Origin of the sequence: Psychrobacter frigidicola, from assembly GCF_007997305.1 — a bacterium.
GTDB classification, from domain to species: domain Bacteria; phylum Pseudomonadota; class Gammaproteobacteria; order Pseudomonadales; family Moraxellaceae; genus Psychrobacter; species Psychrobacter frigidicola.
The window spans coordinates 418,829-443,363 of record NZ_VORZ01000001.1; the positions used below are offsets into that span (position 1 = coordinate 418,829).

Annotated in this window: 17 protein-coding genes; 8 read left to right on the top strand and 9 right to left on the bottom strand. The window is 43.3% G+C overall.

From position 1 onward, the window contains the following. Positions 1-620: 620 nt before the first annotated feature. Entirely contained in the window at positions 621-2,897 is a 2,277-nt protein-coding gene (gene nrdA, locus ES754_RS01740; RefSeq protein WP_147221507.1) for a class 1a ribonucleoside-diphosphate reductase subunit alpha, read from the bottom strand. 378 nt (positions 2,898-3,275) lie between these two features. Here nrdA and ES754_RS12060 point away from each other — a divergent pair, with 378 nt between their 5' ends. Continuing rightward, positions 3,276-3,413, top strand: coding sequence for a hypothetical protein (locus ES754_RS12060; RefSeq protein ID WP_170231066.1), 138 nt, complete (start codon positions 3,276-3,278; stop codon positions 3,411-3,413). Between the two features lie 9 nt (positions 3,414-3,422). On the opposite strand, the gene ES754_RS01745 is transcribed toward ES754_RS12060, so the two are convergent. The 4 genes from ES754_RS01745 to ES754_RS01760 all read right to left on the bottom strand — a co-directional run bounded on the left by ES754_RS01745 (position 3,423) and on the right by ES754_RS01760 (position 9,922). Then, positions 3,423-3,806, bottom strand: coding sequence for a YbeD family protein (locus ES754_RS01745; RefSeq protein ID WP_147221509.1), 384 nt, complete (start codon positions 3,804-3,806; stop codon positions 3,423-3,425). 124 nt (positions 3,807-3,930) lie between these two features. Further along, the gene (rpoD, locus tag ES754_RS01750) at positions 3,931-5,850 is read right to left on the bottom strand and encodes an RNA polymerase sigma factor RpoD (RefSeq protein ID WP_147221511.1); all 1,920 of its coding nucleotides are present in this window, start codon (positions 5,848-5,850) and stop codon (positions 3,931-3,933) included. 473 nt (positions 5,851-6,323) lie between these two features. After that, on the bottom strand, positions 6,324-8,549 hold the full coding sequence (locus ES754_RS01755; protein WP_147221513.1) for a DNA primase: 2,226 nt from the start codon (positions 8,547-8,549) through the stop codon (positions 6,324-6,326). A 143-nt stretch (positions 8,550-8,692) separates the two neighbouring features. After that, a complete protein-coding gene (locus ES754_RS01760) occupies positions 8,693-9,922 on the bottom strand; it encodes an outer membrane protein assembly factor BamD (protein WP_147221515.1) in 1,230 nt (409 codons plus the stop codon). 742 nt (positions 9,923-10,664) lie between these two features. Between ES754_RS01760 and ES754_RS01765 the strand changes: the two genes are divergently transcribed. From ES754_RS01765 to ES754_RS01790, 6 genes are all read left to right on the top strand, one after another. Beyond that, complete coding sequence (locus tag ES754_RS01765; RefSeq protein ID WP_420825344.1) at positions 10,665-11,789, top strand: RluA family pseudouridine synthase; 1,125 nt, start codon at positions 10,665-10,667, stop codon at positions 11,787-11,789. 132 nt (positions 11,790-11,921) lie between these two features. Then, a complete protein-coding gene (locus ES754_RS01770; protein ID WP_147221517.1) occupies positions 11,922-12,911 on the top strand; it encodes a purine nucleoside phosphorylase YfiH/LACC1 family protein in 990 nt (329 codons plus the stop codon). Positions 12,912-12,974: 63 nt separating this feature from the next. Further along, complete coding sequence (locus ES754_RS01775; RefSeq protein ID WP_147221519.1) at positions 12,975-13,577, top strand: flavodoxin family protein; 603 nt, start codon at positions 12,975-12,977, stop codon at positions 13,575-13,577. A 762-nt stretch (positions 13,578-14,339) separates the two neighbouring features. Continuing rightward, positions 14,340-15,767: a cytochrome c gene (locus ES754_RS01780; RefSeq protein WP_147221521.1), complete on the top strand. Its 1,428-nt coding sequence runs from the start codon at positions 14,340-14,342 to the stop codon at positions 15,765-15,767. A gap of 120 nt (positions 15,768-15,887) precedes the next feature. After that, positions 15,888-17,489: a flavin monoamine oxidase family protein gene (locus ES754_RS01785; RefSeq protein ID WP_147221522.1), complete on the top strand. Its 1,602-nt coding sequence runs from the start codon at positions 15,888-15,890 to the stop codon at positions 17,487-17,489. A 47-nt stretch (positions 17,490-17,536) separates the two neighbouring features. Continuing rightward, on the top strand, positions 17,537-18,217 hold the full coding sequence (locus tag ES754_RS01790; protein WP_147223184.1) for a c-type cytochrome: 681 nt from the start codon (positions 17,537-17,539) through the stop codon (positions 18,215-18,217). 121 nt (positions 18,218-18,338) lie between these two features. Here ES754_RS01790 and ES754_RS01795 read toward each other — a convergent pair whose 3' ends face one another. The 4 genes from ES754_RS01795 to tolQ form a co-directional block, all read right to left on the bottom strand. After that, positions 18,339-19,637, bottom strand: coding sequence for a translocation protein TolB (locus ES754_RS01795; protein WP_227677761.1), 1,299 nt, complete (start codon positions 19,635-19,637; stop codon positions 18,339-18,341). A 202-nt stretch (positions 19,638-19,839) separates the two neighbouring features. Continuing rightward, on the bottom strand, positions 19,840-20,874 hold the full coding sequence (locus ES754_RS01800; protein ID WP_147221524.1) for a cell envelope integrity TolA family protein: 1,035 nt from the start codon (positions 20,872-20,874) through the stop codon (positions 19,840-19,842). Between the two features lie 72 nt (positions 20,875-20,946). Continuing rightward, positions 20,947-21,405 (bottom strand): protein TolR, encoded by a 459-nt coding sequence (tolR, locus tag ES754_RS01805; RefSeq protein WP_147221526.1) that lies wholly within the window; start codon positions 21,403-21,405, stop codon positions 20,947-20,949. Continuing rightward, a complete protein-coding gene (tolQ, locus tag ES754_RS01810) occupies positions 21,402-22,148 on the bottom strand; it encodes a protein TolQ (protein WP_147221528.1) in 747 nt (248 codons plus the stop codon). The genes tolR and tolQ overlap by 4 nt, the downstream gene beginning before the upstream one ends. Positions 22,149-22,629: 481 nt before the next feature. On the opposite strand from tolQ, the gene ES754_RS01815 reads away from it, so the two are divergent. Further along, on the top strand, positions 22,630-23,925 hold the full coding sequence (locus tag ES754_RS01815; protein WP_147221530.1) for an NCS2 family permease: 1,296 nt from the start codon (positions 22,630-22,632) through the stop codon (positions 23,923-23,925). Positions 23,926-24,535 lie beyond the last annotated feature (610 nt).

The window sequence follows — 24,535 nt, forward strand, 5'->3', positions numbered from 1 at the left end:
GTATGACTAACCTAATCGTATTTGAAAATTGAACTTGCTTAATGGTCAAGGATGATAACAGCTCGAAAGCCATTACCATATTTCAAAATAAGTTTAAGGATATTAAAGAGTTAGGAAAGACATAATAATTTCCCACCATTGTTTCCAGATACCTGTCGTCAGCATGTACTGTAAAATTAATATTGAAGAGTTTATAATAAAAAAAGTATCTTCAATCTTCATAAATAATTCCTTAGGAATTGCCATTAGTAAATAAAATAATGACCCCTAAGTCTTCGACGTGACAATCAACGATTTATCATGTAAGCTTTGTCCGTACGATTCCAAAGTAAAACAAAGCTAACAATCTGTGAATGTCCTATCTAAATCTTAGAAAATCATTCACCGGTTTTGGCTAAAATAGCCTTTTTTAAGCTGTGTCGAGCAGCCTATTCTGGGCTATTTTTTTGCCTGTATTTCTAAGTTTCTGTTTTAGTTAAATTTTTTAAACATATTTTTTTCAATCTAACTAAGCAGAGAACATGCAACCTCACTGGTCACATGCTCTATATCTGAGCATTTAATTTCAATAAGTATTTCTTCAAACTACTAGGCTTAACTGTAGCATTTAATTTGTATATCTATATCTTACAAGCCCCGCCAGCACAATCATCTTCCATATCCGCTTGGGCATCATTCGCGCCATCACGCGTATTGTGATAATACAACGTCTTAACGCCCAGCTTATACGCGGTCAACAAGTCTTTGAGCAAGACCTTCATCGGCACACGGCCGCCTTCAAAGTGCGAGGGGTCATAGTTGGTATTGGCTGAGATACTTTGGTCGACGAACTTTTGCATAATAGCGACCAGTTGTAAATAGCCGTCATTATTCGGCATTTGCCACAATAATTCATAGTTATGCTTTAATTTTTCAATATCAGGCACCACTTGCTTTAAAATGCCATCTTTTGACGCTTTAATAGATACCAGACCGCGTGGTGGCTCAATTCCATTAGTGGCGTTGGCAATCTGACTAGAAGTCTCAGACGGCATCAAGGCGGTTAGGGTGGAGTTACGTAGACCATGAGTAGTGATGTCAGTGCGCAGGGTTTCCCAATCTAAATGTAGCGGCTCTTGGCAGATTTTATCCAAGTCTTTCTTATAGGTATCAATCGGCAAGATACCTTGCGAATACGTGGTCTCATTAAAGGCAGGGCACGCGCCTTGCTCTTTTGCCAATTTATTCGACGCTTTCAAGAGATAATATTGTAGCGCTTCAAATGTTTGATGAGTCAGACCAAGCGCACTGCCATCTGAATAGCGCACGCCATTCTTCGCCAGATAATAAGCGTAGTTAATCACGCCAACCCCTAACGTACGGCGACGCATACTGCCATTTTCAGCGGCTTTAACCGGATAGTCTTGATAATCGAGTAGGGCATCGAGCGCACGGACGATCAGCTCAGCGGGTTCTTCGATATCGCTGACCTTGTCAACTTTACCTAAGTTAACCGCAGATAGCGTACAGAGTGCAATCTCGCCTTCTTCGTCATTGATATTATCAAGTGGCTTGGTCGGTAGCGCAATTTCCATACAGAGATTGGATTGGCGAATTGGAGCGACGCTGGCATCAAATGGGCTATGGGTGTTGCAATGGTCCACGTTTTGAATATAGATACGGCCAGTGCTGGCGCGTTCTTGCATCATTAAGCTAAACAATTCGGTGGCTGGCACTTGACGCTGACGAATCGTTTTATCTTGCTCATATTTGGTATATAACTCTTCGAACTTATCTTGGTCTTCAAAGAACGCATCGTATAAACCCGGCACATCTGATGGCGAGAATAAAGTGATATCTTGCCCTTTAATCAGACGGCTATATAAAGTTTTATTAAGCTGAACGCCATAATCCATATGACGGACACGGTTGTCTTCAACGCCGCGGTTGTTTTTAAGCACTAATAGCGACTCAACTTCGAGATGCCATAATGGGTAGAATAACGTCGCTGCACCACCACGAACGCCGCCTTGTGAGCAACATTTAACAGCGGTTTGGAACAGTTTATAAAAAGGTACACAACCAGTATGTTGCGCTTCACCGCCACGGATAGGGCTACCAAGGGCGCGAATACGACCAGCATTGATACCAATACCAGCACGCTGCGAGACGTAGCGTACGATGGCGCTGGTGGTCGCGTTAATAGAGTCGAGGTTGTCACCGCACTCAATCAGTACGCATGAGCTGAACTGGCGTGAAGGCGTACGTACGCCTGACATAATAGGGGTAGGCAAAGAGATTTTGAATTGTGAGGTCGCATCATAGAAACGTTTTACATAGTGCAGACGCTCTGACTGGTCGTAGCTGGCAAATAGACACATGCCAACGAGCATGTATAAAAACTGCGGGCTCTCGTAGACAGTCTTGGACACGCGGTCTTGCACGAGGTATTTACCGGCCATTTGCTCAACAGCGGCATAAGCCAAATTCATATCGCGCCAATGGTCGATATACTCGTCTAACTCATCAAATTCGGCATGGCTATAATCGGCTAAGATATGTTGATCGTATTTACCAGCATCAGTAAGCTTAGTGACATGATCAAATAGAGAGGGCGGGGTAAATTTATTATAAGCAATTTTACGCAGATGAAAAATCGCTAAACGGGCAGCGACATACTGATAATCAGGCGTATCTTCAGAGATTAAATCAGCGGCAGACTTGATGATCGTTTCATGAATATCACGAGTTTTGATGCCTTCATAGAACTGGATATGTGACTTTAGCTCAATTTGTGACACGGACACATTATCTAACTTGTGAGCGGCCCACTCGATGACTTTGTGAATTTTATCTAAATCAATAGGCTCGAGACGTCCGTCACGTTTGGTCACTTGAATTTTATCGATATGTGTCATGCTACCCTCGGTTATTTATTGCTGATATTGTCTGTTAGCGGATAAACTCGCTCAACATTTCTTTATCATATTATTGATTGCTATGATTAATAACGATTACGCTAGTTAAGCTTTTTTAGACAAAAGTAAAGCACTACCCATAGTGAGAATAAAGTCACTGGGCACTACATATAGCGTGTTTGTTATTAAGTAGGCACAATATAGCGGGAATATTTTGAAAATACTATATTGATTTTAGAGGCAAACTATGTTGCCGGAGAGCTTTGATGTGTTCAATTTTTAGCAAAGGACGATGGGATAAGGGTTAAGCGAATTATCAATAAAAATAAAATAAAATTAAATAAATGGCTTGCGTTTTTATCTAACTAGGCCTGAGAAATGATTCGTTACGATAGTGACGGCTCTATTCATATTACGGGCGCTGATTGTACCGCACACCACAAAAAATCGCCACCCATAAGCGTGACGATTGTGGTTACTATCAGTGTTTTAATTTCTAAATTAGACAATATTTAAAAACTCAAACTACATAACAATGCGTACGGTTTTAGCGTCATCGAGTGCCGCATATAGCGTGTTCACTTGTTCAGCGGTAGTCAAGTATAGATTAACGCGCGCAGAGTGGAAACGCCCTGTTTTAGATGGCTTTATTTCAATAGAGGCCAAGTCAAAATCAGGGAACTGGCTACCAAGAATTAGCTTAACTTCATTGAGTAAGCTTTCATGCTCGCCCTCATGCCCGATAATACTTAATGGGTAGTCCATAGGGAAGTTCCAGAGCTCAGGATTCTGAATATCTGTTTTCTTACCTTTGATTTTATCATTGCCTAATGACACATCAGAGACGTTGACTTCTTTTTTAGAATTTTGGTTTTGTTGATCAGGTTTGTTATCTTGATTGTCGCTCATAATTGAGTCCTTATCGTTGTTGGGTGTTATGATTTAATAAGCCACAAAAAAGCTGAGACTTAGCTCAGCTTCTAATACTATATCTTATTTACTTTATAAGGACTTACTCTACTATTTTCAAGCACTAGTCGTTTTCAAGGAAAGAGCGTAGATGCTCAGAGCGTGAAGGGTGACGTAGTTTGCGCAGAGCTTTAGCTTCAATCTGACGAATACGCTCACGAGTCACATCGAACTGCTTACCGACTTCTTCGAGGGTATGGTCAGTTGGCATATCGATACCAAAGCGCATCTTCAGCACGCGTGCTTCACGTTCAGTTAGATTGCTAAGCACATCACGCGTGGCTTCACGTAGACCGGCAGCCGTCGCATCGTCAACCGGGCTTGAAATAGTACCATCTTCAATAAAGTCGCCTAGGTGCGAGTCTTCATCATCACCGATAGGGGTTTCCATTGAAATCGGTTCTTTAGCGATTTTGAGAACTTTACGGACTTTGACTTCGTCCATCTCTAGGCGTTCGCCTAATTCCTCAGGCGTCGGCTCGCGTCCCATTTCTTGTAGCAATTGACGAGAAACACGGTTGATTTTATTAATCGTTTCAATCATATGCACCGGAATACGAATGGTACGCGCCTGATCCGCGATAGAGCGGGTGATTGCTTGACGAATCCACCATGTGGCATAGGTTGAGAACTTGTAACCACGGCGATATTCAAATTTATCAACCGCTTTCATCAAGCCGATATTACCTTCTTGGATCAAATCCAAGAACTGTAAACCGCGGTTGGTATATTTTTTGGCAATTGAAATCACAAGACGTAAGTTGGCTTCAACCATTTCTTTCTTAGCGCGACGTGCTTTGGCTTCACCGATGGCCATCCGGCGCGCAACGTCCTTCATGTCATGAATTTCCATGTCGAGCTGATGCTCGTAATCAAGAATTTGACGTTGTAGGAGAATGACATCATCGGTCACTTTCTCTAACGTGCCAGCAAACGCCGGCTTGCCTTTAAGACGTTCAGTTAACCAGTCAACGTTGGTCTCATTACTTGGGAACGTTTTGCGGAATTCCTCACGCGGCATCCGACCACGGCGAATAACCAGACGCATAATTTGGCGTTCATGCTTGCGCACATCGTCATAGACGTCATGCATAATGGCCATAACTTGGTCTGACATGCGGTTATTTAGTTTGAGCATCATAAAGCGTACAGCAAGTTGTTCATAAGCTTCGACAGCCTGCGCGCTACCACGACCGAAATCAAGCAAGGCCTGTTTGGCAGTAATAAACAGCCCTTCGATTTCCTCTAAACGCAAGCGTACTTCTTCTGGATCAATACCACCCGTTTCTTCTTCCGCTTCTTCTTCGACTTCTTCTTCCTCTTCGTCATCACCATCAGCTTTGGCTTTAGGATCTACTTTTGGCTTAATGACTGGCGGCTTTAGTTTTTCTTCTCTCGCCGCTTCTCTCTCTTCTTTTGCCACTTCTTTGGCCACTATTGCTGCAGCTTTATCTTCTTCAGTTTCAGGGTCTAAAAAACCAGTAATGACGTCAGAAAGTTTCTTTTCGCCATCTTGCACTTTTTGATATTCATCCAGTACATATTGCACCGTTCCTGGCCAGTAAGACATGGCGTGTTGCACATCACGGATACCTTCTTCAATACGCTTAGCAATCGCAATCTCGCCCTCGCGAGTTAACAAATCGACCGTACCCATCTCACGCATATACATACGTACAGGATCCGTGGTGCGACCCGGATCCGTCTCAACCGCTGCCAATACGGCTGCGGCCTCATCTGCTGCTGACTCGTCATCGCTTGACTCATCGTTCATCAAGATATCATCAGCGTCAGGTGCGGACTCAAATATTTTGATACCAACGTCGGTCAGCATCTGGACGATATCTTCAATTTGATCGCTTTCGGTGATAGAGTCGGGCAGTTGGTCATTCACCTCAGCGTAGGTCAAATACCCTTGCTCTTTACCCATTTGGATTAAGGTGGCCAGCTGAGATGTGGACTTAGAAACTGACTTATCGTTCATAAATACTCACTTTGTTTGTGTCGGGAATTTTCATTATATGACGGCTTGCAACGTGATGCGGGCGTTGATCTACTCTACAGAGTGATCACAAAAAACGTCAAGTGAGTCAATAATAAAAATAAATGAATGTGAATAACGGCTCAAAATTAATAATAAAATGGTTCAAGGTCGTACTTAAGTCATATAAATAATATTTAAAAAATGTGGGTCATAGTGGTAAGCAGTATATTAATAACCCTAAAATTAGTAATCATTAAAAGGCGCTACCTATAACAGCGCCGTATTTTAACACAATCTACTTAATCTAGACTATGGCTATCACTTCTGGGCTATTTAACGGCAATAACTTACCATCCATAGTAGATTGTTGTTATGCACAATCATAAATAATGGGGTCAATGAGTATCGTTTTAAAGGGTTGCTGGTTTATAAAGTAAAAATTAAGAAATAGTTTAAGTGTTATTGATAAAAAATTAATTTTGAATACTAATCATTTGCGCTGACTGTTCCGCTTGCTGCGCTCGTAGCCAGTTACTCAGTAACTGCGTCTGCTTACGTACAACGGCAAGCTTGATATTATTAGGGTTTTGGATCAGCTCTTGCATCTTTTTCTTCATATGAAGTTCGAGAAGCTGACTGACTAACTCCTCGACTAAACCATCAAGGCTTAGAATGTTTCTTGTAATTAGGGTTTTATAAAACGATCCCCAACTGCGACTGAGCATTTCCTGGGTCATCGGTTCCACATTAGACAAAATAAAATGTGCAGCGGCATTTATATCTTGCGGCAAATAGGCCAAACAGCGTTGAATGGTGCTTACGACATCAAGCAACGCTGCGTCCTGCAAGTCAGCCCATGCTAACGGGCGCAGAGCATCGGCAGGTGCTCTTTGCTTAATATGGGCCGGCAAGTCTAAACTATGAATACCCGCTTGCTGCCAAATAGCCTTGATAGGGTCGTCTTGCAATAATGTCCGTGGCTGAAATAAAAAGCACAATTGTAACTGCTGACTGGCGGTCATATCACCAATAAAATCTACTAAGGCGTCTTTTGCTTCAGTATTTTGACTGCGTTTACCACCAAGCTTTTGATAAATATCGTTATTTAGCAGGTAACGAAAGCTGCTGCCTTTAGGGAGGGATGTGGTCAGTGCGCGCACTTGTGACATCAATTTTGCTTTGCCTTCTACCAACGATAAGTCGTGGCGTTCACTTAGATAAGCAAAGATATACTGTGACAGCGGCATGGCATTGGTGATTTGCTCACGCATGGCCTCATCGCCCTGACTTTTAATAAACGTATCTGGGTCTTGGTTATTAGGCAGGGTCAAAAACCGCAGTTCTTTATCGTCACTGAGTACTGGTAAGCTGACTTCAAGTGTGCGCCAAGCGGCTTTTTGTCCCGCGCTATCGCCATCAAAGCTCAAAGTTAAAGTCGGATTCAAGGTCAATAAGCGCGAGATTTGGCTCTCGTTAATTGCCGTACCCATTGAGGCAACCGCACCATAAATACCCGCTTGGTAAAGAGCAATCACATCCATATAGCCTTCGACCACCATCCAGCTATTAGCACGCTGCTGGCGAGATTCATAATAGCCGTATAGCACGTGCTGTTTATGAAAGACTGGTGAGTCCGAGGAGTTAATATATTTTGGCTTAACCTCATCATCAAGCGCCCGCCCACCAAAGCCAATCACCCGTCCTTGATTATCACGAATCGGAAAAATAACCCGATCGCGCAATAAGTCATAGTCACGTCCAGATTCCGATTGGCGCACAAGCCCCAACGCTTTTAGACCCTCGATATCGTGCGGAAACTGATGTTCAAGATGTTGCCAACCAAAGGGGGCATAACCCAGTCCAAAAGTGTCTAAACTTTGCTCAGAGACCCCGCGTGCCGTAAAGTAGTGTTTGGCATGCGGGTGGGTGGTTAGGTTGTGCTGATAAAATTGTTGAATCTGGCTTAATAATTCGTATAAGTTACCGTCTTTGTCAGCAGCGATACTATTGCTACTTGTAGTTGGGGCATCGTCATCCATTAACCATGCAGGCGGGTAACCTTGTTGCTCAGCAGAATCATACTCTGCATTGCCATACTCTGTATTACTATAATCTATAGTGCTGTAATCTATAGTGCTGTAATCGATGTCCGCATAAGGAATCTGATTTGGCGCGTTATCATAGCTTGCGTTGTCGTAAGTAGAAAGACCGTTGTTATTAGTATCGTCATAAGCCTCACTATCATAATGAGCATCACTATCATAATAAGGGTAATCAGGTAGGCTAATTTCTGACGATGAAGTGTTAGGTACCGGCTTAGGTCTTTGCGGTTGCGGTTCGGGCGTTGGCTTTATTATGGGTTTAGGCGTTGGTTTATTGCGTCGATAGCTGACATTTTGCTGCTCCTCAACAGGTATCTCAATGCCGGTCTGCTTTGATAGCTCATTGACCGCTTCGATAAAGGTTAGGTTTTCATAATCGCGCAAAAAACTGATGGCATTGCCACCGACGCTACAGCCAAAGCAATGATAGATGTTTTTTTGTGGATTGACATAAAATGAAGGTGATTTTTCACCGTGGAATGGACAGCAGCCTTTGTACTCACTACCTGCGCGTTTAAGCGTAGTATGACGACCAATAATACTGATAAGATCAGCTTGGCTATTTAATTGTTCGAGGATATGATTGGGAATACTCATACAAAAAATAATTTACCATAGACAATGTAAGTAGAACGATACAACAGAATAAAAACGGAAAAGTAAGGCCAACTATATAGTTGGCCTTACTTTTTTATCGTGAGTTATAGATGGCTTAAAGTAATAGTAATTGTTTATATAATCTAATTATTATTCTGACCATCATTCATATCAATATTATTATTCTCGATACCACCTAAACGAATACGATCACGACCGTCATCATTAGGCAGGGTAGTTCGACGGCTTGGATTGGTGTTTAAAGGATCGACAGCAGCCTCAATAGCAGCAGCGCTGGCGCTACCTTGGCCTGAAACTTGTTCAGTGGCACTCTCAGGCAAACCTAAACCAATATTAATACCACCCGTACGTGCAGCATTGCTACTACCAAATGTAGCAGCACCAGAGGCATTGTCATCGGGTAGTCTTAGCTGAACGGCGTTAAGAATCGTTTGCGTTTTGGTCGCGCCGCTATATTGACCCGTAGCGTTTGGTGCATCTGATAGATTGACACGGCCAAGTTGTCCAAAAGTCAGCTTATTCAGTAATGAGCGGTCGCCTTTTGTATTGAGCCTGACGCGACCCTCTTTAGTCAGCCAATTTGGATAGTTAATTTGCAGCAGTGTTTTATATTCAGTTGCCAAATCCGTCAATCCTAATTTTTCATGACTATAGGCAAGAATGGCAATGGCTTCAGGTATTGACTCACTGAGTGGATAATACTGGAAGACCCATTTAGCGCGGTTAACCGCAGCGACATAAGCTTCGCGCTCAATATACCAGTTCGCAGCAGTCAGCTCACTTTCGGCAAATTGATTATAAATGAAAGTCATCCGTTGGGCGGCATCTGGCGCATAAGGACTGCTTGGGTATTTATTGACCAGCTCTTGAAAATTGGAGAAAGCAAGGCGAAGAGAACCAGTATCACGCTCGGCTTGATTGGTCTTAAACAGCTTAATACCTTCAGCTGACCCCTGCATATTGGCCACACCGCGTACATAATAGGCATAGCTGACTTGAGGATTAGAGGGGTATAAGCGAATAAATTGGTCAGCGCTAGATGCAGCAGTTTCATATTTACCACTTGCATATTGCGCATACATCATGTCAAGTAGCGCTTGCTCAGCATACTGTCCAGTAGGATAGAAGGTACGCAGATTGGTTAAGTCTTCAACCGCTTGCGTATAGCGTTCTTTATCGAGTTGATTAATGGCGTCACGATAGTAACCTTGCTCTGACTTCTCGGCAGTTTCTACCGCATCGACATCTTTAGTGGTCAATTTTTTGAAGGTCTGACAGCCAACTAAGTTGACACTTAGAGCCAGTAAAGTTACTGATGATAGTTTGATGAACGTGTTGCCAACAGGGCGCATATTTCTCTCCGCACAAAATGCATAATAGCAATAGCGCTATTATGCTATAGAACAGGTTAATGGTTAAAAGATCAAAAATTCAAAAATATAGAATGGATAAATCATAAAAAGTGTTATTACGGCAGTAGCCAATAAGTTATCTGCTTGTCATTATTTGCTTATAATGAACCTGGTCTCTTACAGCATAATCTGCAAAATATTGCCTACTTTATAGAATAAAGCATGGCTCGTCTATTTTTTCGTTATCTATTTTGTACTGAGTCGGCAAGCGTTTATGGCAACATAATTATGGCATGATAATATTTTTTATAGTTTAGCACGGTCAGTCGTATTGGGTGATAGTGAATATCGTTAAACTAAGAAATAACCCGTAAATGACGCCAACGTTGCATTGTGTAAAGTAATGCTATATTCGATTAGCGCAAAAACTTTGTTTAAAATTTATATCTAGAAAGTGGTAGATAACCGTGAGCCGCTATAGGGCTTGAGCGCGCGGCATGCTACACTATGGCGACCTTAGACTTGTTGTTTAGTTTGCCTTTTATTATTTTTAACGGTCAAAAACGGTCTATCTATCTTTTATAAAGCTCACTATTGTGACTTTGCCACATATGAATTTGCCATGAATAATGATGCTATGATCAAAAAACTACCACCAAATCAGTCGTCAGATACTCCTTTATCGGCGCAACTATCAGCTCAAAATCCATCTGATCAAGACGAAAATCAACCAGAAGGTCTCATGGCTGAGCCTCTAGCATCTGAAAATGAGGTGCTAGATGACGATGACTTATATGATGAGTCACTTAACGCTGATGAGCTGTCATTTGATGACGACTTGCTTGATGATGACGAAGATGACGCACAAGACGATGCGCTAACTGAAGTAAGGCTAGCGGTTCCAGAAGAGATTGATGTGAGTCATACAGCCACTGATAAAGAAAGTGGCTTGCGCATTGATAAGCTGGCATCACAAGTCTTCACTGATTTTTCGCGTGCTCAATTGCAAGGCTGGATTAGTGACGGCAGTTTATTGTGCAATGGCAGCGCGCAGAAGCCAAAATACCGGGTCAAAATAGGTGATGTTCTCCATTTGACCACTATTTTACAACAGCATAGCGAAGACTTGCCAGAAGACATAGATATTGATGTGGTCTATGAGGATGACGCGGTGTTGGTCATTAATAAGCCAGTCGGCATGGTGGTGCATCCCGGAGCAGGCAATCAAACGGGGACGCTGGTTAATGCCTTACTTTATCACTATCCGCAGCAGCATCATTTGCCGCGAGCAGGGTTGGTACATCGTATTGATAAAGACACCTCAGGGTTACTGCTCATTGGTAAAACCAAACCGGCGCAAATGGCATTGATGGCGCAGTTAAAAGACAAGTCAGTCTATCGTCACTACCAATGTGTGGTAGCTGGTGACGAGGCCAGTCTAATGCGCCATCGCCGTATTGATGCGCCAATTGGTCGCCATCGCAATCAGCGTACTAAAATGACAGTAATGACAGCGGGGCGCGATGCGGTGACTCATTTACTAAGCGTCACGCCATTGAACGATAATTACTGTCTATTAGATGTTGGTCTTGAGACTGGTCGCACACATCAGATTCGTGTGCATCTCAGTCATATTACCTACCCGATAGTGGGTGACCGGGTATATGGCGGGCGTCGCCAGTTGCGTGCTGGCTTAACAGAAGCGCAGCGTCAAGCTATCGGCAATTTTCCGCGTCAGGCATTGCATGCGTATGCGTTAGGCTTTGTTCATCCGACCACGGGTGAAGACGTTGAAGTGACGACGCCAATACCTGAAGATATGCAAAAGTTGATTGCGGTATTAAATGACGGTTACGATCTGGGATAAATGCTTGTAAATTAATTTGTATTATTAGTTACTGCCAAACTAATGACTTATTAAATACTTTAAAATATACAATGTACTGCTTTGACCCGTTATATAAATTATTACTGCTAGATACATGATGGTAGCTCAGCCATGACCAATAAATTTCCTATAACGATGCTTGCTCAGCTCGGTGACGTGACTGTTTTTCAAACGGCAGCTTTTACGGATGTCGTCGCTGATACTACAACAGAAAGTCTTGATGCTGACCCGAGGATACAAAATATCCAGCAAATGCGGCAAGCTGGTCAGTCAAGTTATGGTGAGTTTAATTTAGGTCTACATGTTAATGATGATGCCGCAAAAGTATTGAATAATCGCATGCGTTTATTATCATACATCAATGAGCAACTGGCGATACAGCAACGTTTACCTATCAAAAGCTTGCACTGGGTCAATCAAGTTCATGGCCAGCAGATTCATGATGTTAATACTACAAGGCTTAGTATGCGTCCGGTAGATGCCGATGCGATCATTAGTCAGCAAGATGATCTAAGTTTAGCAATTATGACTGCTGACTGCGTGCCGATTGTTTTATATCAACCAGCAAGCGGAAAAATAGCAGCCATTCATGCGGGCTGGCAAGGGTTGGCGTGCGGCGTTATTAGAGCCACCGCTGAGTGTTTTACGGCAGCAGGGCGAATTATGGCATGGATTGGTGTTAGTATCAGCCAAACGCATTATGAGGTGGGCCATCAAGTTCAAGATAAGCTATTAACAGGCTGTATAGAGAATCAGTTATTATCAGCAGCACATATTCATAATTTTGATAGTTTGTTTTCTATACCGTCCAGCGCTCACCCTGATACTAATGCTAAAGACTTACATAATACCGTTGATAAACTATCAACTCCTGCTACAGTAACCACCGATAAAGTGCAGCTAGACTTACCGAAACTGGCGGCCTACCAGCTGATAGATGCGGGTATTACCGTATGTTCTGACGCGCCTTATCCTTGTAGCTATGCTGATATGAAGTATTATTCATATCGGCGTCAGACGCATTTGCGGCAGCCAGCCACAGGGCGTATGGCGCTGGTTATTGTGCGCAGCTCATCAGCAGCGATAGCGATGCACAATTGACAAGATGTAACCTGTTTATTTTATCTCGTTTTCAATTAATTATTAGCCATTATTAGAGTTCGTATGAATACATCTGTAGCGCCATCTTCTGCTAGTCCTGAAACGAACACAAGCGTATCGATAGCCGTTATTTATCATAGCAACTATGGTCATACCAAGCGGGTTGCAGAAGCGGTAGTTATTGGGGCGCAGCAACAGTTGCCAGCAGAACAAGTAAAAGCGGTAGATATTCACGATGTCGATTGGGATTTTGTGGATCAAGCAGACCTGCTTATTTTCGGTAGTGCCGTCTATATGGGTAGCGCCCCTGCTGCGTTCAAAACATTTATGGACGAGACCTCAAAGCGTTGGTATCATCGTAAATGGGAGGGGAAGTGGGCCGCTGGCTTCGCCAATTCAGGCGGTCTAAGCGGGGATAAGCTGGCAGTATTACAGCAAATTTGTCTATTTGCCATGCAGCATGGGATGAATTGGATTGGCATGCCGCTTATGCCAACGGGGCACAGCGAAAACGATTTAAACCGTCTCTCGAGCTTTTTAGGATTGATGACTCAGTCTATGAATGCGCCCCCTGAGGAAACACCGGGACAAGGCGATATAGACACGGCTATTTGGTTTGGCGACCATTTAGCTAAGACCATTATTAAACACCAGCCAGCACCCTAAAAATGAATCTGGTTCTCATTTTCCAGTTCTCATCTATTAATATAGTGATACTTAATTCATAAATTATAAAAAAGCAGATACTTATTTTAGTATCTGCTTTTTTATTGCGACTTATATCTATTATTTGATAGTGACGTTGGCATTAGGACTTGTAATATGGCTAGTAACTGGGATGGGACTTTCGACAAACTGAAAGGATTGACAACCCGTCATTAATATCATAACTGTGATTAAACAGCTAAAACTGTATAGTTTCATAATTATTCTCATTAGTAATAGTTGGATGCTTACCATATTACTTAAATTGATGGTTCAGCGTCATTATGCATTTTTTAGTTTCAGAAATGTATCTATTATGTACCTGTAAAATTATTCATATGTGAGTTTAAGTTGTGTTTTTTGACTAATTTTAAATAAAATATCTTAACAATTGATTAGTTTATCTTAATTCAAATATTGTTAGTTATTGTTTTTTAAGGGTTTATTCTGTTAGGTTTTTTATTCTATCGATACAAATATTATTGAGATGGTGGTAAAAATAGATTTAGACGACACTTTTACTTTTGTAAAAAGATGGTGAAAATGAGTTAATATTCAAGCAACACTAGCGAAATAGTCTTACTTTGATAGTAGTCAATAAAATTTTTTAGACAGTAGATGCTAAATATTGACTGCAATAGGTAAAGAAAAATTGAAATAAGTAAGCTAATTCAGATGCCAGTTATCAGAGGTTATCTGGTTAGCCAGCTATATGAGGATATTATGAAGCCATTTTCTGTGATGCTATCGATGCTTGCTATCGGTATCACGTCCAGCGCCGCGATGGCTGACGGTGCGAGTCTACCTAATGTGAGCCCGGCTAATAGTGATTTGGTCAATCGCGGTGCGTATATTGCGCGTGCTGCTGACTGCATGGCCTGTCATAATGAAGACTATACCGGTGGTAATCCTATCGCCACCCCAATGGGCGATATTTACTCAACCAATATTACCCCGTCCAAGCGTTACGGTATCGGTAAATATACTGAAAAAGATTTTAAAAATGCTTTGCAAAAAGGCCGTGCGCCCAATCACATGCTTTATCCTGCCATGCCGTATCCGTCTTATAACGGTATGACTGACGAGGACATCAGTGCCCTGTTCGCTTATATGCAGACCGTACCAGCAGTTAACAATGCGCCTGAGCATAAAACTGACTTACCATTCCCGTTTAATATTCGTAGTTTGATGTTGGGTTGGAATGCTATTAACGTGCCATCAACAACCAAACGTACTGGACTGAATGAGACACAGCAGCGCGGCGAATATCTGGTCAATAACCTAGAGCATTGCGGTACCTGTCATACCCCGCGCAACAGCACGATGGGTTTTGATAAAGGCAATTATCTATCGGGTGCACCTTTAGGCAACTGGCACGCTCCGAACATTACTCCTGATAAGTCCAGTGGTATCGGTAGCTGGAGTGAGAAAGATATTGTCACCTACTTGCGTACTGGTCAGCTAGATCAACGCGCTTACGCTGGCGGGCCTATGGGCGAGGCGGTTGCGCACAGTACTCGCTATCTAAAAGATGAAGATTTAGGTGCAATTGCCTCTTATCTAAAGGCTGTTCCTGCGATTCAAACCGATGATAAAGTCACAGAAATTGATGTTGCGCGTCTACCAAGACCGATAAATATGTCAATTACGCATGATCTTATTGCTCAAAAGGACTATTTAGCGCGCGCTAAAACCAGTGCGGGCAGCGATAGTAATTCGCCAAAAGCGCTTTATCTTGCAGCGTGTGGTAGCTGTCATGGGGTGAGTGGGTACGCCCAGCCTGATTCAGGTTATGCACCTATTGTTGGTTTGAGCAGCATTCGCCGTGATAAGCCTGATGCCCTCGTTAATGTCATTGTTTATGGTATTGACAGTGCGAGCAATACCAGCCCTAAAATGCCAGGTTTCTCACAGGATCTGAATGCAGAACAAATAGCAGGTATTGCTAATTATGTTCGCGTTAATATGGGTGGTCTGCAAGATAGCAAGGTGAGTGCCGCTGATGTTGATCGCATCATGACTGCAAAACCTGAGCAGCCTTTCTTGATTAAATACGCAGGAATATTGGCATGGCTTGGCGTTATTGTGGCAGTACTGTTGCTTGGTTTATTAGTATGGTGGTTAATGCGTCGGGCGAGCCGTTCTCATTAATAGGGGTGTGCAAGGTCAGTATTGGCCTTGATACTCATACCTTTACTCACTGATGACCCGTTGATAACAATTAAGACCGTTTAAAAATGATCTGATAGTAAGATCTAAAAGGATAGTACGATGACAGACACTCTTAAGTCCCCGACACGCCGGCAATTACTTAGTATGATTGGTAAGACCGCTGGGGCAACTGCGATGTATCAAGCAATGACCACATTAGGTTTTGCTTCTGAATCCAGTTTTAAAGAAACATTGGATCTAAAAGGTGCGCCTGCTGGTGCCACCATTATTGTTTTAGGTGCAGGCCTTGGTGGCCTTACTGCTGCCTATGAGCTACGAAAAGCGGGCTACACTGTTAAAGTACTTGAGTTTCAAAACCGTGGTGGCGGGCGTAGCTGGACACTAAACAGCGGTGATGAATACACTGAGCTTGGCGGCGGTAAAGTCACCTGTGATTTTGAAGAAGGTAACTATTTTAATGGCGGCCCATGGCGTCTGCCAAGCAACCATTACGCTGTTTTTCATTACTGTAAACAGTTTGGCGTCGAGATGCAGCCCTTTATTCAGACTAATGACCGTGCTTATTTGCACCGTGCTAATCACTTTGGCGGCGCGCCGCAGCGCCTAGGTGATGTCAAAAGTGACATCCGTGGTCACGTCTCAGAGCTGTTATCAAAAGCAGTCAATGTTGGTAGCCTCGATCGTTCAGTGAATACTGAAGATAAAGAGATGCTGTTAGAAGGTTTAAAAGGTTGGGGTGTTCTTGATAAGGATTACCGCTATGTAACCAGCCATGCAACCAGTAAGCATCGTGGATATAGTGTGTATCCTGGGGGCGGATTAATGCCAAACTCAGAACCGTCAAGCACGTTACCCATGGACGAGCTGTTGGCATCAGGCATGTGGTCGGATATTTATAATAACTATACTGTCAATGAACACCATCCTACAATGTTCCAGCCAGTTGGCGGTATGGGTAAGATTGGTGATGCGTTCACTCGCGAATGCCAAGAGATGATTGAGTATAATGCTAAAGTGACTAAGATTAATCAAGATGACAGTGGCGTGACGGTCAGCTATGTTGATAGTAATAACCCTGACGGTGAAATTAAAACTGTCCGCGCCGATTGGTGTGTCTGTAATATCCCACTAACCATATTGACCCAGATAGATATTAACGTCTCAGCCCCTATGAAAAAAGCCATGGCTGCTGTTCCTTATGACACCTCTTATAAAGTCGGCTTGGAGTTTAAGCGCCGTTTTTGGGAGGAGGATGAATGGATTTATGGTGGTCTGACTTATACTGATATGCCCATTACCCAAATCTCTTACCCCTCACAAGATATGTTCAAGGATGGTTCAGGTGTGTTATTAGGAGCTTATGGCTTTGGTGCTACCTCTTATAAGTTTAATACTTTGACGCCACAAGAACGTATTGATGTATCTTTAGCCTATGGCAAACATATCCATCCACAATATCCAAAAGAATTCCGTGCAGGCACCTCTGTTGTCTGGCATCGCATCCCTTGGACGTTAGGTTGTTATGGTATTTGGAGTGAATCAAGCCGCGACCAGTATTACGATACGCTTTGCAGTATTGACAACCGCATTGTATTAGCAGGTGAGCATTGCTCGCACATTCCAGCATGGCAAGAAGGGGCTATTCTGTCTGGTATGGACGCTGCGAAGCGCTTACATCAAAAAGCTAAAAAGCTCGGTTAAAATTCATCACAATAATACATTTAGAGGCTATCATGGACAATATAACCATGGAAAATATCAAACCCAAAGCGCTTGCTATGGTATTGCTGAGCGCCAGTGTTATCGCTGTATTATCAGGCTGTAGCCAACGTGCGGGCGATGATGTAGAAACGGTTGGCAGTAAGCAAGCCGCCGTACAACCCACTGACACTCAAGAAAGCCGTAATGCTGGCGCATGGGGCGGGGTCTATATGAGCCGCGATGAGCTGGCTGCGCCGAAGACCAATATCGTCAATGTCAGCTCGCTACCGACAGTTGCAAACGATCCAAGTCTGGTAAAGTGGCAAGCAAAATTTGAAGGTACAGAAGTAAAAACTAGAGAAGGAAGCGCCAACGCACAGACTGTATTTGAAAGTACAAACGGCTTTGTGACGACGGACGGCGAAAAGCTCTATCATGACTCTTGTGCTGGCTGTCATATGCATAAAGGCGAGGGCGCGATAGGAGCAGGCTATTATCCACCGCTTGCCAATAACAGCAAGATGGAGTCAAAGTACTACGTTATTGATATCTTAATTAATGGCTTTCGTGGTATGCCCTCATTCCATACGATGATGAATGATGAGCAAATGGCAGCGGTTACCCAATACGTGCATAGCGAGCTTAATGGCTTTAAAGATACCGTAACAGCCGCTGATGTTGCACAATTACGTCACGCCAATCCACCGGGCGCTGACCCTAGTGAATAATTTTTCTTAATACGTAGAATTAAGTAGAAACACTTTAATTTTAGATGTAAAAAAGCGCCTTATGATAGGCGCTTTTTTATTAATAATTTTTCATGTAAAAGTGTTTCTCTATAAACCAGTACTATTTAGGAGTAGTAGACCAGACAGGAGAACGGATGATGCCTTGACCAGATTTGCCAAAAGATTGGCCACCGTTTAATGATTTAATGGTTAGAACGCCTTTGCCACCTTGGGTTGAGGCATAGACGACGCGTTTGCCATTAGGTGAGAAACTTGGCGCTTCATCGATACCCGTATTACCAAGATTGGCTGTGACTGCTCCATTGCTATTCATGATAGCTGCTGAGCGCCCACTTAAGAAAGCAATTTGTTTGCCATCGCTACTAAATTGTGGACTGGTTGCATAGCCACTACCTGATACTTTAGTTGTACGTCCTGAACCGAATTCATAGCGATAAATTTGCGGTCTATTAAATCCAGCTTTATCTGAGACGAATACAAAAGATTTGCCATCTGGCGCGTAGCTTGGCTGGACTTCACTACTTGGCCAATTGGTCATTCTTTTTGGTGTACCACCGCTTGAGCTGATCTCATAAATATGAGCACTGCCCTCAAAGCTGCTAGAGAAGAGTATTTTGCTACCATCAGGAGAAAAAGAAGGGCTTAAATTACTACCAGGGTAAGGTGTGATGACACTGGCCGCGCCGCCACTGACATTTTGAACATAGATGAGTGGGTAGGATTTATCACGCTGCACGGCATAAGCAATGCGCGAGGCGTCAGGTGACCATGTTGGCGAGAAGATAGAGCCTTTAACTTCTGTAATGGTGGTGGCATTCTCACCATCGGCGTCCATGACTTTTAAGCGCGAGACTTTATCTTTACCGCGTCCAGTTTCTTCAATATAAGCAATACGTCCTGAAAAGTCACCCGGAGTGCCTGTAATCAGCTCGTAAATCTTATCAGCGATGACATGACCGGCATAACGCATGCTTTGCGTGTCTTTAGCGGACGATAAGCTTTGCTTACCGCCAAGCACTTGACCTGACTCTACATTAATAACTTCATAGTCAGTTACGATTTTGCCGCGGTCAGTACGCGTGCTACCCACTACTAAATAGGGAATACCCAACTGCTGCCAGACGGGTAAAGTTCCAGCCAATTCGCTACTACTGCGCGGTTGCTGCGGGAGGTTTTTGCTGGTTACAGACAGCTCGGTTCTGCTCAAATCATTTAACACAATAGGCGATAGCACAGAGTCCCCAGCAAACGGCACAAAAGCAATTTGGGTTTGCTGGACAGGGATATCATAATCTAACTGCAAAACGACAGGCGCAGCAAGGGCACTTGGGGCAAGTAGTACGCTTGTAGCGCTGGCAAGTAAAGCAATCAATAGCTTCTTATGGGTACGTATGACCAAATCAGGCTCCTAAAATCAGGTAGTAATTGGATATGTATTATATTTTTACGCGGTAATTAGGTATTAAGGTAAGACAAAATAACAAACGGCGCAAGCTGCTTACCGTAAATTGAGTATCCATCTAATGAGTGAATCATAAAATCGCTAAATGAATAACTCAACTAATAGTGTGCAGTAGCGTATTTATATGGCATTGCACATATCAGTTGCTGCCATTGAATTGGATGGTGAAAGTAGGATATTTGGGATCATCTGTATCAATGGGCAGGTTGCGCGTGTTCAGGACTGCCTGCTTTGCCGCCTCATTGACAGCACTGTCAGCACCTGAAGCAGAAACACTGACCACGTTACCGCTGGCATTGACAGTAATGGTTAAGGTGGCACGCTGGGTTGAGCCTTTAGCGGCTGTCGGTGGATTGTAATTACGTTTGATTAAACTAACAATCTGACTGTTACTCGCGCCGCTGCTACCACTTGAAGCGCTGCGTCCGCTACCTTTTGAGGGGCTAGAGGTCGAGGAGTCACCAGACAGTGTTGATTGGCCATCTGATAAACTGTAATTTTTACCGCCACCCCCTGAGCTACCAGCAGTGATTTCTATATTACGCTGAGAGCTGTTTGGTTTCTCAACTTTTGGGGGGGTGTTCTGTTTACCTCGTAACTCTTTTAGCCTTTCATTCTCTTCATTAGCGCTACTTTTTTTATTTTGCTCGATGCGGTCGAGCTTCTCTAATGTTAGGTCATCTTGCTCTGCTGCCCATTCGGCAAGGCCGCTTTCATACTCTTGGGATTGCTCGGACAGGCGCTGTTGTTGCTCTTGGCTCATCAGTATCGGCGCATCTGTACTATAGTCAGAGTTGGCATTGGTATCATTGTCTGATTGCGTAAAGACAGGGACTCGCCGAGAAGTTGACTGCGAGCTATTGGCACCAGCGACATTTGAGTTATTTGAATTAAAAGGCTCATTACTTAAGGCACCACTCGAACTGCCATCCATTTGTGAGCCGTCAGAGGCAGCAGCACGATTGGCCAGTATTTGCCCTTGCATCTCTGCCAGCTGTTCCGGAGACACCATAGTGGTCTCAATGCTACCAGTAGTATCTAGTTCGGTATGTTGATAACTATAAATCAATATCCCAATCACGATACCATGCGCCAGCAAGCTGAGGAGCGTGGGCAGCGTGAGGCCGTCGCCTTCAGGATCGGTGGGAACATAGACGGCAGGAGCACTATTCATTGCTTTTATACTCGTGGACGTAACTCATCAAAGGGTATTCTTAATTAAACGTAATCCTTCATAGAGGATATATTATAACTTAGGCGTGGGTAGGGGCGCACCTGTTAATAATCCGACCTTTTGAATGCCTGCTTGTTGTAGGTTTGCCATCAGTCCCATAATCGCGCCATATTGGTTATTTTGGTCAGCATTAATCATGACTTGCAGTGGCTGTAACCCATCCGCGCTACCTTGTGCTTGTAGATTGGATAAGGTATCAATCAGCTCAGGCTCACTGATAGGCACGTCAACATTATCCTCATAACTGATAAATATCTCACCACTGCCTGTTAAAGACACGATTACTGGTAGCTGGTTTTGGCTTAAGGTGTTGGTCTGCTCTTTGGGTAAGTCCACATCAACACCGGTGGTCATCATCGGTGTTGTGACCATAAAAATCACCAGCAGTACCAGCATGACGTCAATATAGGGTACGACGTTCATATCAGAATTAAGGGCTATTTTCTTACGAGCATAGGGACTTGGTTTCATAATCTTGTTACCTGAGTGCCCGCTACCTGATTTGCTTGCATAATCTGGGTAGTTGGGGTCACCGCGGTAGGGTTGTCCGTACTGGTTTCGCGTTGCAGCATCCCGGTCATCTCATCACAAAACAGCGCCCGTGAATCGTACAAACGTCCAGATTTGGAGGTAAAGTGGTTGTAGGCCAATACGGCTGGAATTGCCGCGAACAGACCCATCGCAGTCGCAATCAACGCCTCAGCGATACCCGGGGCTACGGAGGCAATAGTCGCTTGCTCACTTTGCGAGAGACCCAAAAACGCGTTCATAATGCCCCATACTGTACCGAATAAACCAACATAAGGTGCAACCGAACCGATACTGGCTAGAGTCGCAATACCCGACTCAAGCTGCTGCTGTTGGCGACCCAGTCCGACTCGTAGTTTGCGCTCAACACCATCAATGATATCGTCTTTAGGCTGACGTTTTTTATGCATTCTTAAGTATTCAGAAAAGCCCACATAGAATATCTGCTCAAGCCCTTGGCGGTCGGGTGAGCCTTGGATACCTTGATAGAGTTTGGCTAAATCCTCACCTGACCAAAACCACGTTTCAAACTGCTCATCGAAGTTTTTGGCAGTACCTAAGCGAGAGCTTAAACGAAAAATAATGACCCAGCTAACCAGCGACGCTAACAATAATAGCGCCATCACAATCTGTACCAGTAAGCTGGCTTGGGTAACTAAGTCGAGAATATTTAATGATTCAGGCATGTAACGGACTCACTGACGATGAATAATAATCTGCTTAAAGGCATATTGAAGGTAACCCTTTAAGCCAGATAAAACCCCAAAAAACGTAATGTACAGCTTATTGTTTATAGGTATTTAAGAGTTCTGCTAAAAGAGATTGTAAAAAGAACCAATAGGAATAGAGCATGATAATAGCCCCATGCATACCTCAGCCCGCTAGTGTACTGCTAAATGGTGAAAAGGTCATTTAATAATGTGTTAAATGGTCAGAAAGAATGGTTTTCACTCTAGAGACTTCGAGTAGACTATTATCTAGCAGTCAGACTAAATTGTAGTTTTATGCCATAAGACAGTCGTAGTGATTGAATTTGTAAGTCTAATTCTCTAAAATGTTAAGCTTTGTTACTACAGCTTTCTAAGTGTGACATCGCCATTTTTCTGTTACAGTTCTCATTATATTTAATACTTGTAACTTTTTACTAGCCAGTTGGAAGCGACGCTCATGAACGCAATTGAACGCTATTTTGGGATTAATGGTAATAACACCACAGTCAAAACAGAAATACTTGCCGGTATCACCACATTTTTGACGATGGCTTACATCATCTTTGTTAACCCCAACGTATTGGCAGAAGCGGGTATGGATAAAGGCGCGGTATTTGTCGCGACTTGCTTAGCGTCTGCGTTGGGCTGTTTTATAATGGGTATCTATGCGCGCCTGCCGGTGGCCTTAGCACCCGGCATGGGACTCAACGCTTTCTTTACTTACAGCGTGGTTCTGGGTATGGGCTATGCATGGCAGACGGCGCTCGGTGCAGTATTCTTGTCCGGTTGTATTTTTATACTGTTAAGCTTGTTTAAGATTCGCGAGTGGATTATCAACGCCATTCCTGTATGTCTTAAGCAAGGCGTGGTGGCAGGTATCGGCGCGTTTTTGGCCTTTATTGCGCTACAAAGCTCAGGCGTTATCGTCGGGCGTGACGCAACTTTGGTTGCCCTCGGTGATATGACGACGTTTCCACCCATGATGGCGGCTTTAGGTTTTATTGTTATTATTGGTCTGTCTTATAGAAAAATTCCTGGTGCGGTTACGATTGGTATTTTGCTCATTGCTTTGATTAGTTTATTAACAGGTCATACGCAATTCACTGGAATTATGTCCGCGCCGCCGTCAATTGCGCCGACGCTGATGCAGCTTGATATTGCTGGCGCGTTTGATGTGGCGATGATTAGTGTTATTTTTGCCTTTTTGTTTGTAGATTTATTCGATACCGCAGGCACGTTGGTGGCTACGACAAGCCAAGCCAATTTGATCGATAAAAACGGTAATATACCTAACATGGGTAAGGCGCTGTTAGCAGATTCAACAGCAACCGTGACAGGCGCGCTGTTAGGCACGTCGTCCACGACCAGTTATATCGAAAGTGTCGCAGGGGTCGCAGCAGGTGGTCGCACTGGATTGATGGCAGTAACAGTCGGTGTCCTGTTTTTATTAAGTGTCTTCTTTGCGCCATTAGCCGGTATGATTCCCTCTTATGCGACCGCTGGTGCTATCTTTTATGTGGCAGTATTAATGCTATGCACGCTAAAAGATATCAATTGGGGAGATTTAACGGACGCGGCACCTGTTGCGGTCGTGTTGTTGTTCACACCGCTCACTTATTCTGTCGCTGATGGTATCGCTCTTGGCTTTATTACCTTTACTGCGGTCAAATTAGTAGCGGGCAAATTCTCTGAAGTGACCGTTCCAGTTTGGGTGTTAACGCTAGTGCTATTGGCTAAAATTATGTTTCTATAATTTGAGCTTAATAGTTTTAGCTCTATAGCTTTTGATTCTTTATAAGCTAATTCTTTTATTTTAAAGCCTCCTTATCTACTTATAGTAAGGTGGCTTTTTTTAATTAAAATTAACGTTTTTTATAATTTAGCTTTGAAAGCGCATATAAACCCTGCTGGTTAGCCATTAGTAAACAAAAATTTATGAGTCAAGCAGTATTATAGGTTTAACTCTGTTCTCTATTTGTTTTTGAATGGTAGGGTTATGAGCCTAAACAATTGAGAACGTTAGTCTGACAGCTTCTTTCGTGATACCATAATTAGGTTAAGCGCATCACCTCAATCAACGCCGTAGAGGTTTTTCTTACAGTGAATTAGCGACAGATTTGATCACAGTTTTTTGGCATCATGACTCTATAAATAGTAAAGTATTTATCATTCAAAAATCTCCTGATCTTACATCATTCACTACCAACAAGAAGAAGGCACTAATGCCGCTTAACGTGACGTTGTTGCCTTTAGATTGTTGACGTAGTAGCCCGTTCAACTCTCGACGACCTACTTAACCAACCGTCTCCAGCTTATGCTGGATTTTCTCGTTATTTATCCTGGTATTAAACGACAGTTATGGA

What these genes read in the sequence shown, in the direction of transcription:
- rpoD (WP_147221511.1), bottom strand. Translation starts at nt 5,850, where the DNA reads ATGAACGATAAGTCAGTTTCTAAGTCCACATCTCAGCTGGCCACCTTA.
- tolQ (WP_147221528.1), bottom strand. Translation starts at nt 22,148, where the DNA reads ATGCCTGAATCATTAAATATTCTCGACTTAGTTACCCAAGCCAGCTTA.
- tolR (WP_147221526.1), bottom strand. Translation starts at nt 21,405, where the DNA reads ATGAAACCAAGTCCCTATGCTCGTAAGAAAATAGCCCTTAATTCTGAT.
- ES754_RS01755 (WP_147221513.1), bottom strand. Translation starts at nt 8,549, where the DNA reads ATGAGTATTCCCAATCATATCCTCGAACAATTAAATAGCCAAGCTGAT.
- ES754_RS01760 (WP_147221515.1), bottom strand. Translation starts at nt 9,922, where the DNA reads ATGCGCCCTGTTGGCAACACGTTCATCAAACTATCATCAGTAACTTTA.
- ES754_RS01775 (WP_147221519.1), top strand. Translation starts at nt 12,975, where the DNA reads ATGAATACATCTGTAGCGCCATCTTCTGCTAGTCCTGAAACGAACACA.
- ES754_RS01780 (WP_147221521.1), top strand. Translation starts at nt 14,340, where the DNA reads ATGAAGCCATTTTCTGTGATGCTATCGATGCTTGCTATCGGTATCACG.
- ES754_RS01815 (WP_147221530.1), top strand. Translation starts at nt 22,630, where the DNA reads ATGAACGCAATTGAACGCTATTTTGGGATTAATGGTAATAACACCACA.
- nrdA (WP_147221507.1), bottom strand. Translation starts at nt 2,897, where the DNA reads ATGACACATATCGATAAAATTCAAGTGACCAAACGTGACGGACGTCTC.
- ES754_RS01785 (WP_147221522.1), top strand. Translation starts at nt 15,888, where the DNA reads ATGACAGACACTCTTAAGTCCCCGACACGCCGGCAATTACTTAGTATG.
- ES754_RS01745 (WP_147221509.1), bottom strand. Translation starts at nt 3,806, where the DNA reads ATGAGCGACAATCAAGATAACAAACCTGATCAACAAAACCAAAATTCT.
- ES754_RS01770 (WP_147221517.1), top strand. Translation starts at nt 11,922, where the DNA reads ATGACCAATAAATTTCCTATAACGATGCTTGCTCAGCTCGGTGACGTG.
- ES754_RS01790 (WP_147223184.1), top strand. Translation starts at nt 17,537, where the DNA reads ATGGAAAATATCAAACCCAAAGCGCTTGCTATGGTATTGCTGAGCGCC.
- ES754_RS01765 (WP_420825344.1), top strand. Translation starts at nt 10,665, where the DNA reads ATGGCTGAGCCTCTAGCATCTGAAAATGAGGTGCTAGATGACGATGAC.
- ES754_RS12060 (WP_170231066.1), top strand. Translation starts at nt 3,276, where the DNA reads ATGATTCGTTACGATAGTGACGGCTCTATTCATATTACGGGCGCTGAT.
- ES754_RS01800 (WP_147221524.1), bottom strand. Translation starts at nt 20,874, where the DNA reads ATGAATAGTGCTCCTGCCGTCTATGTTCCCACCGATCCTGAAGGCGAC.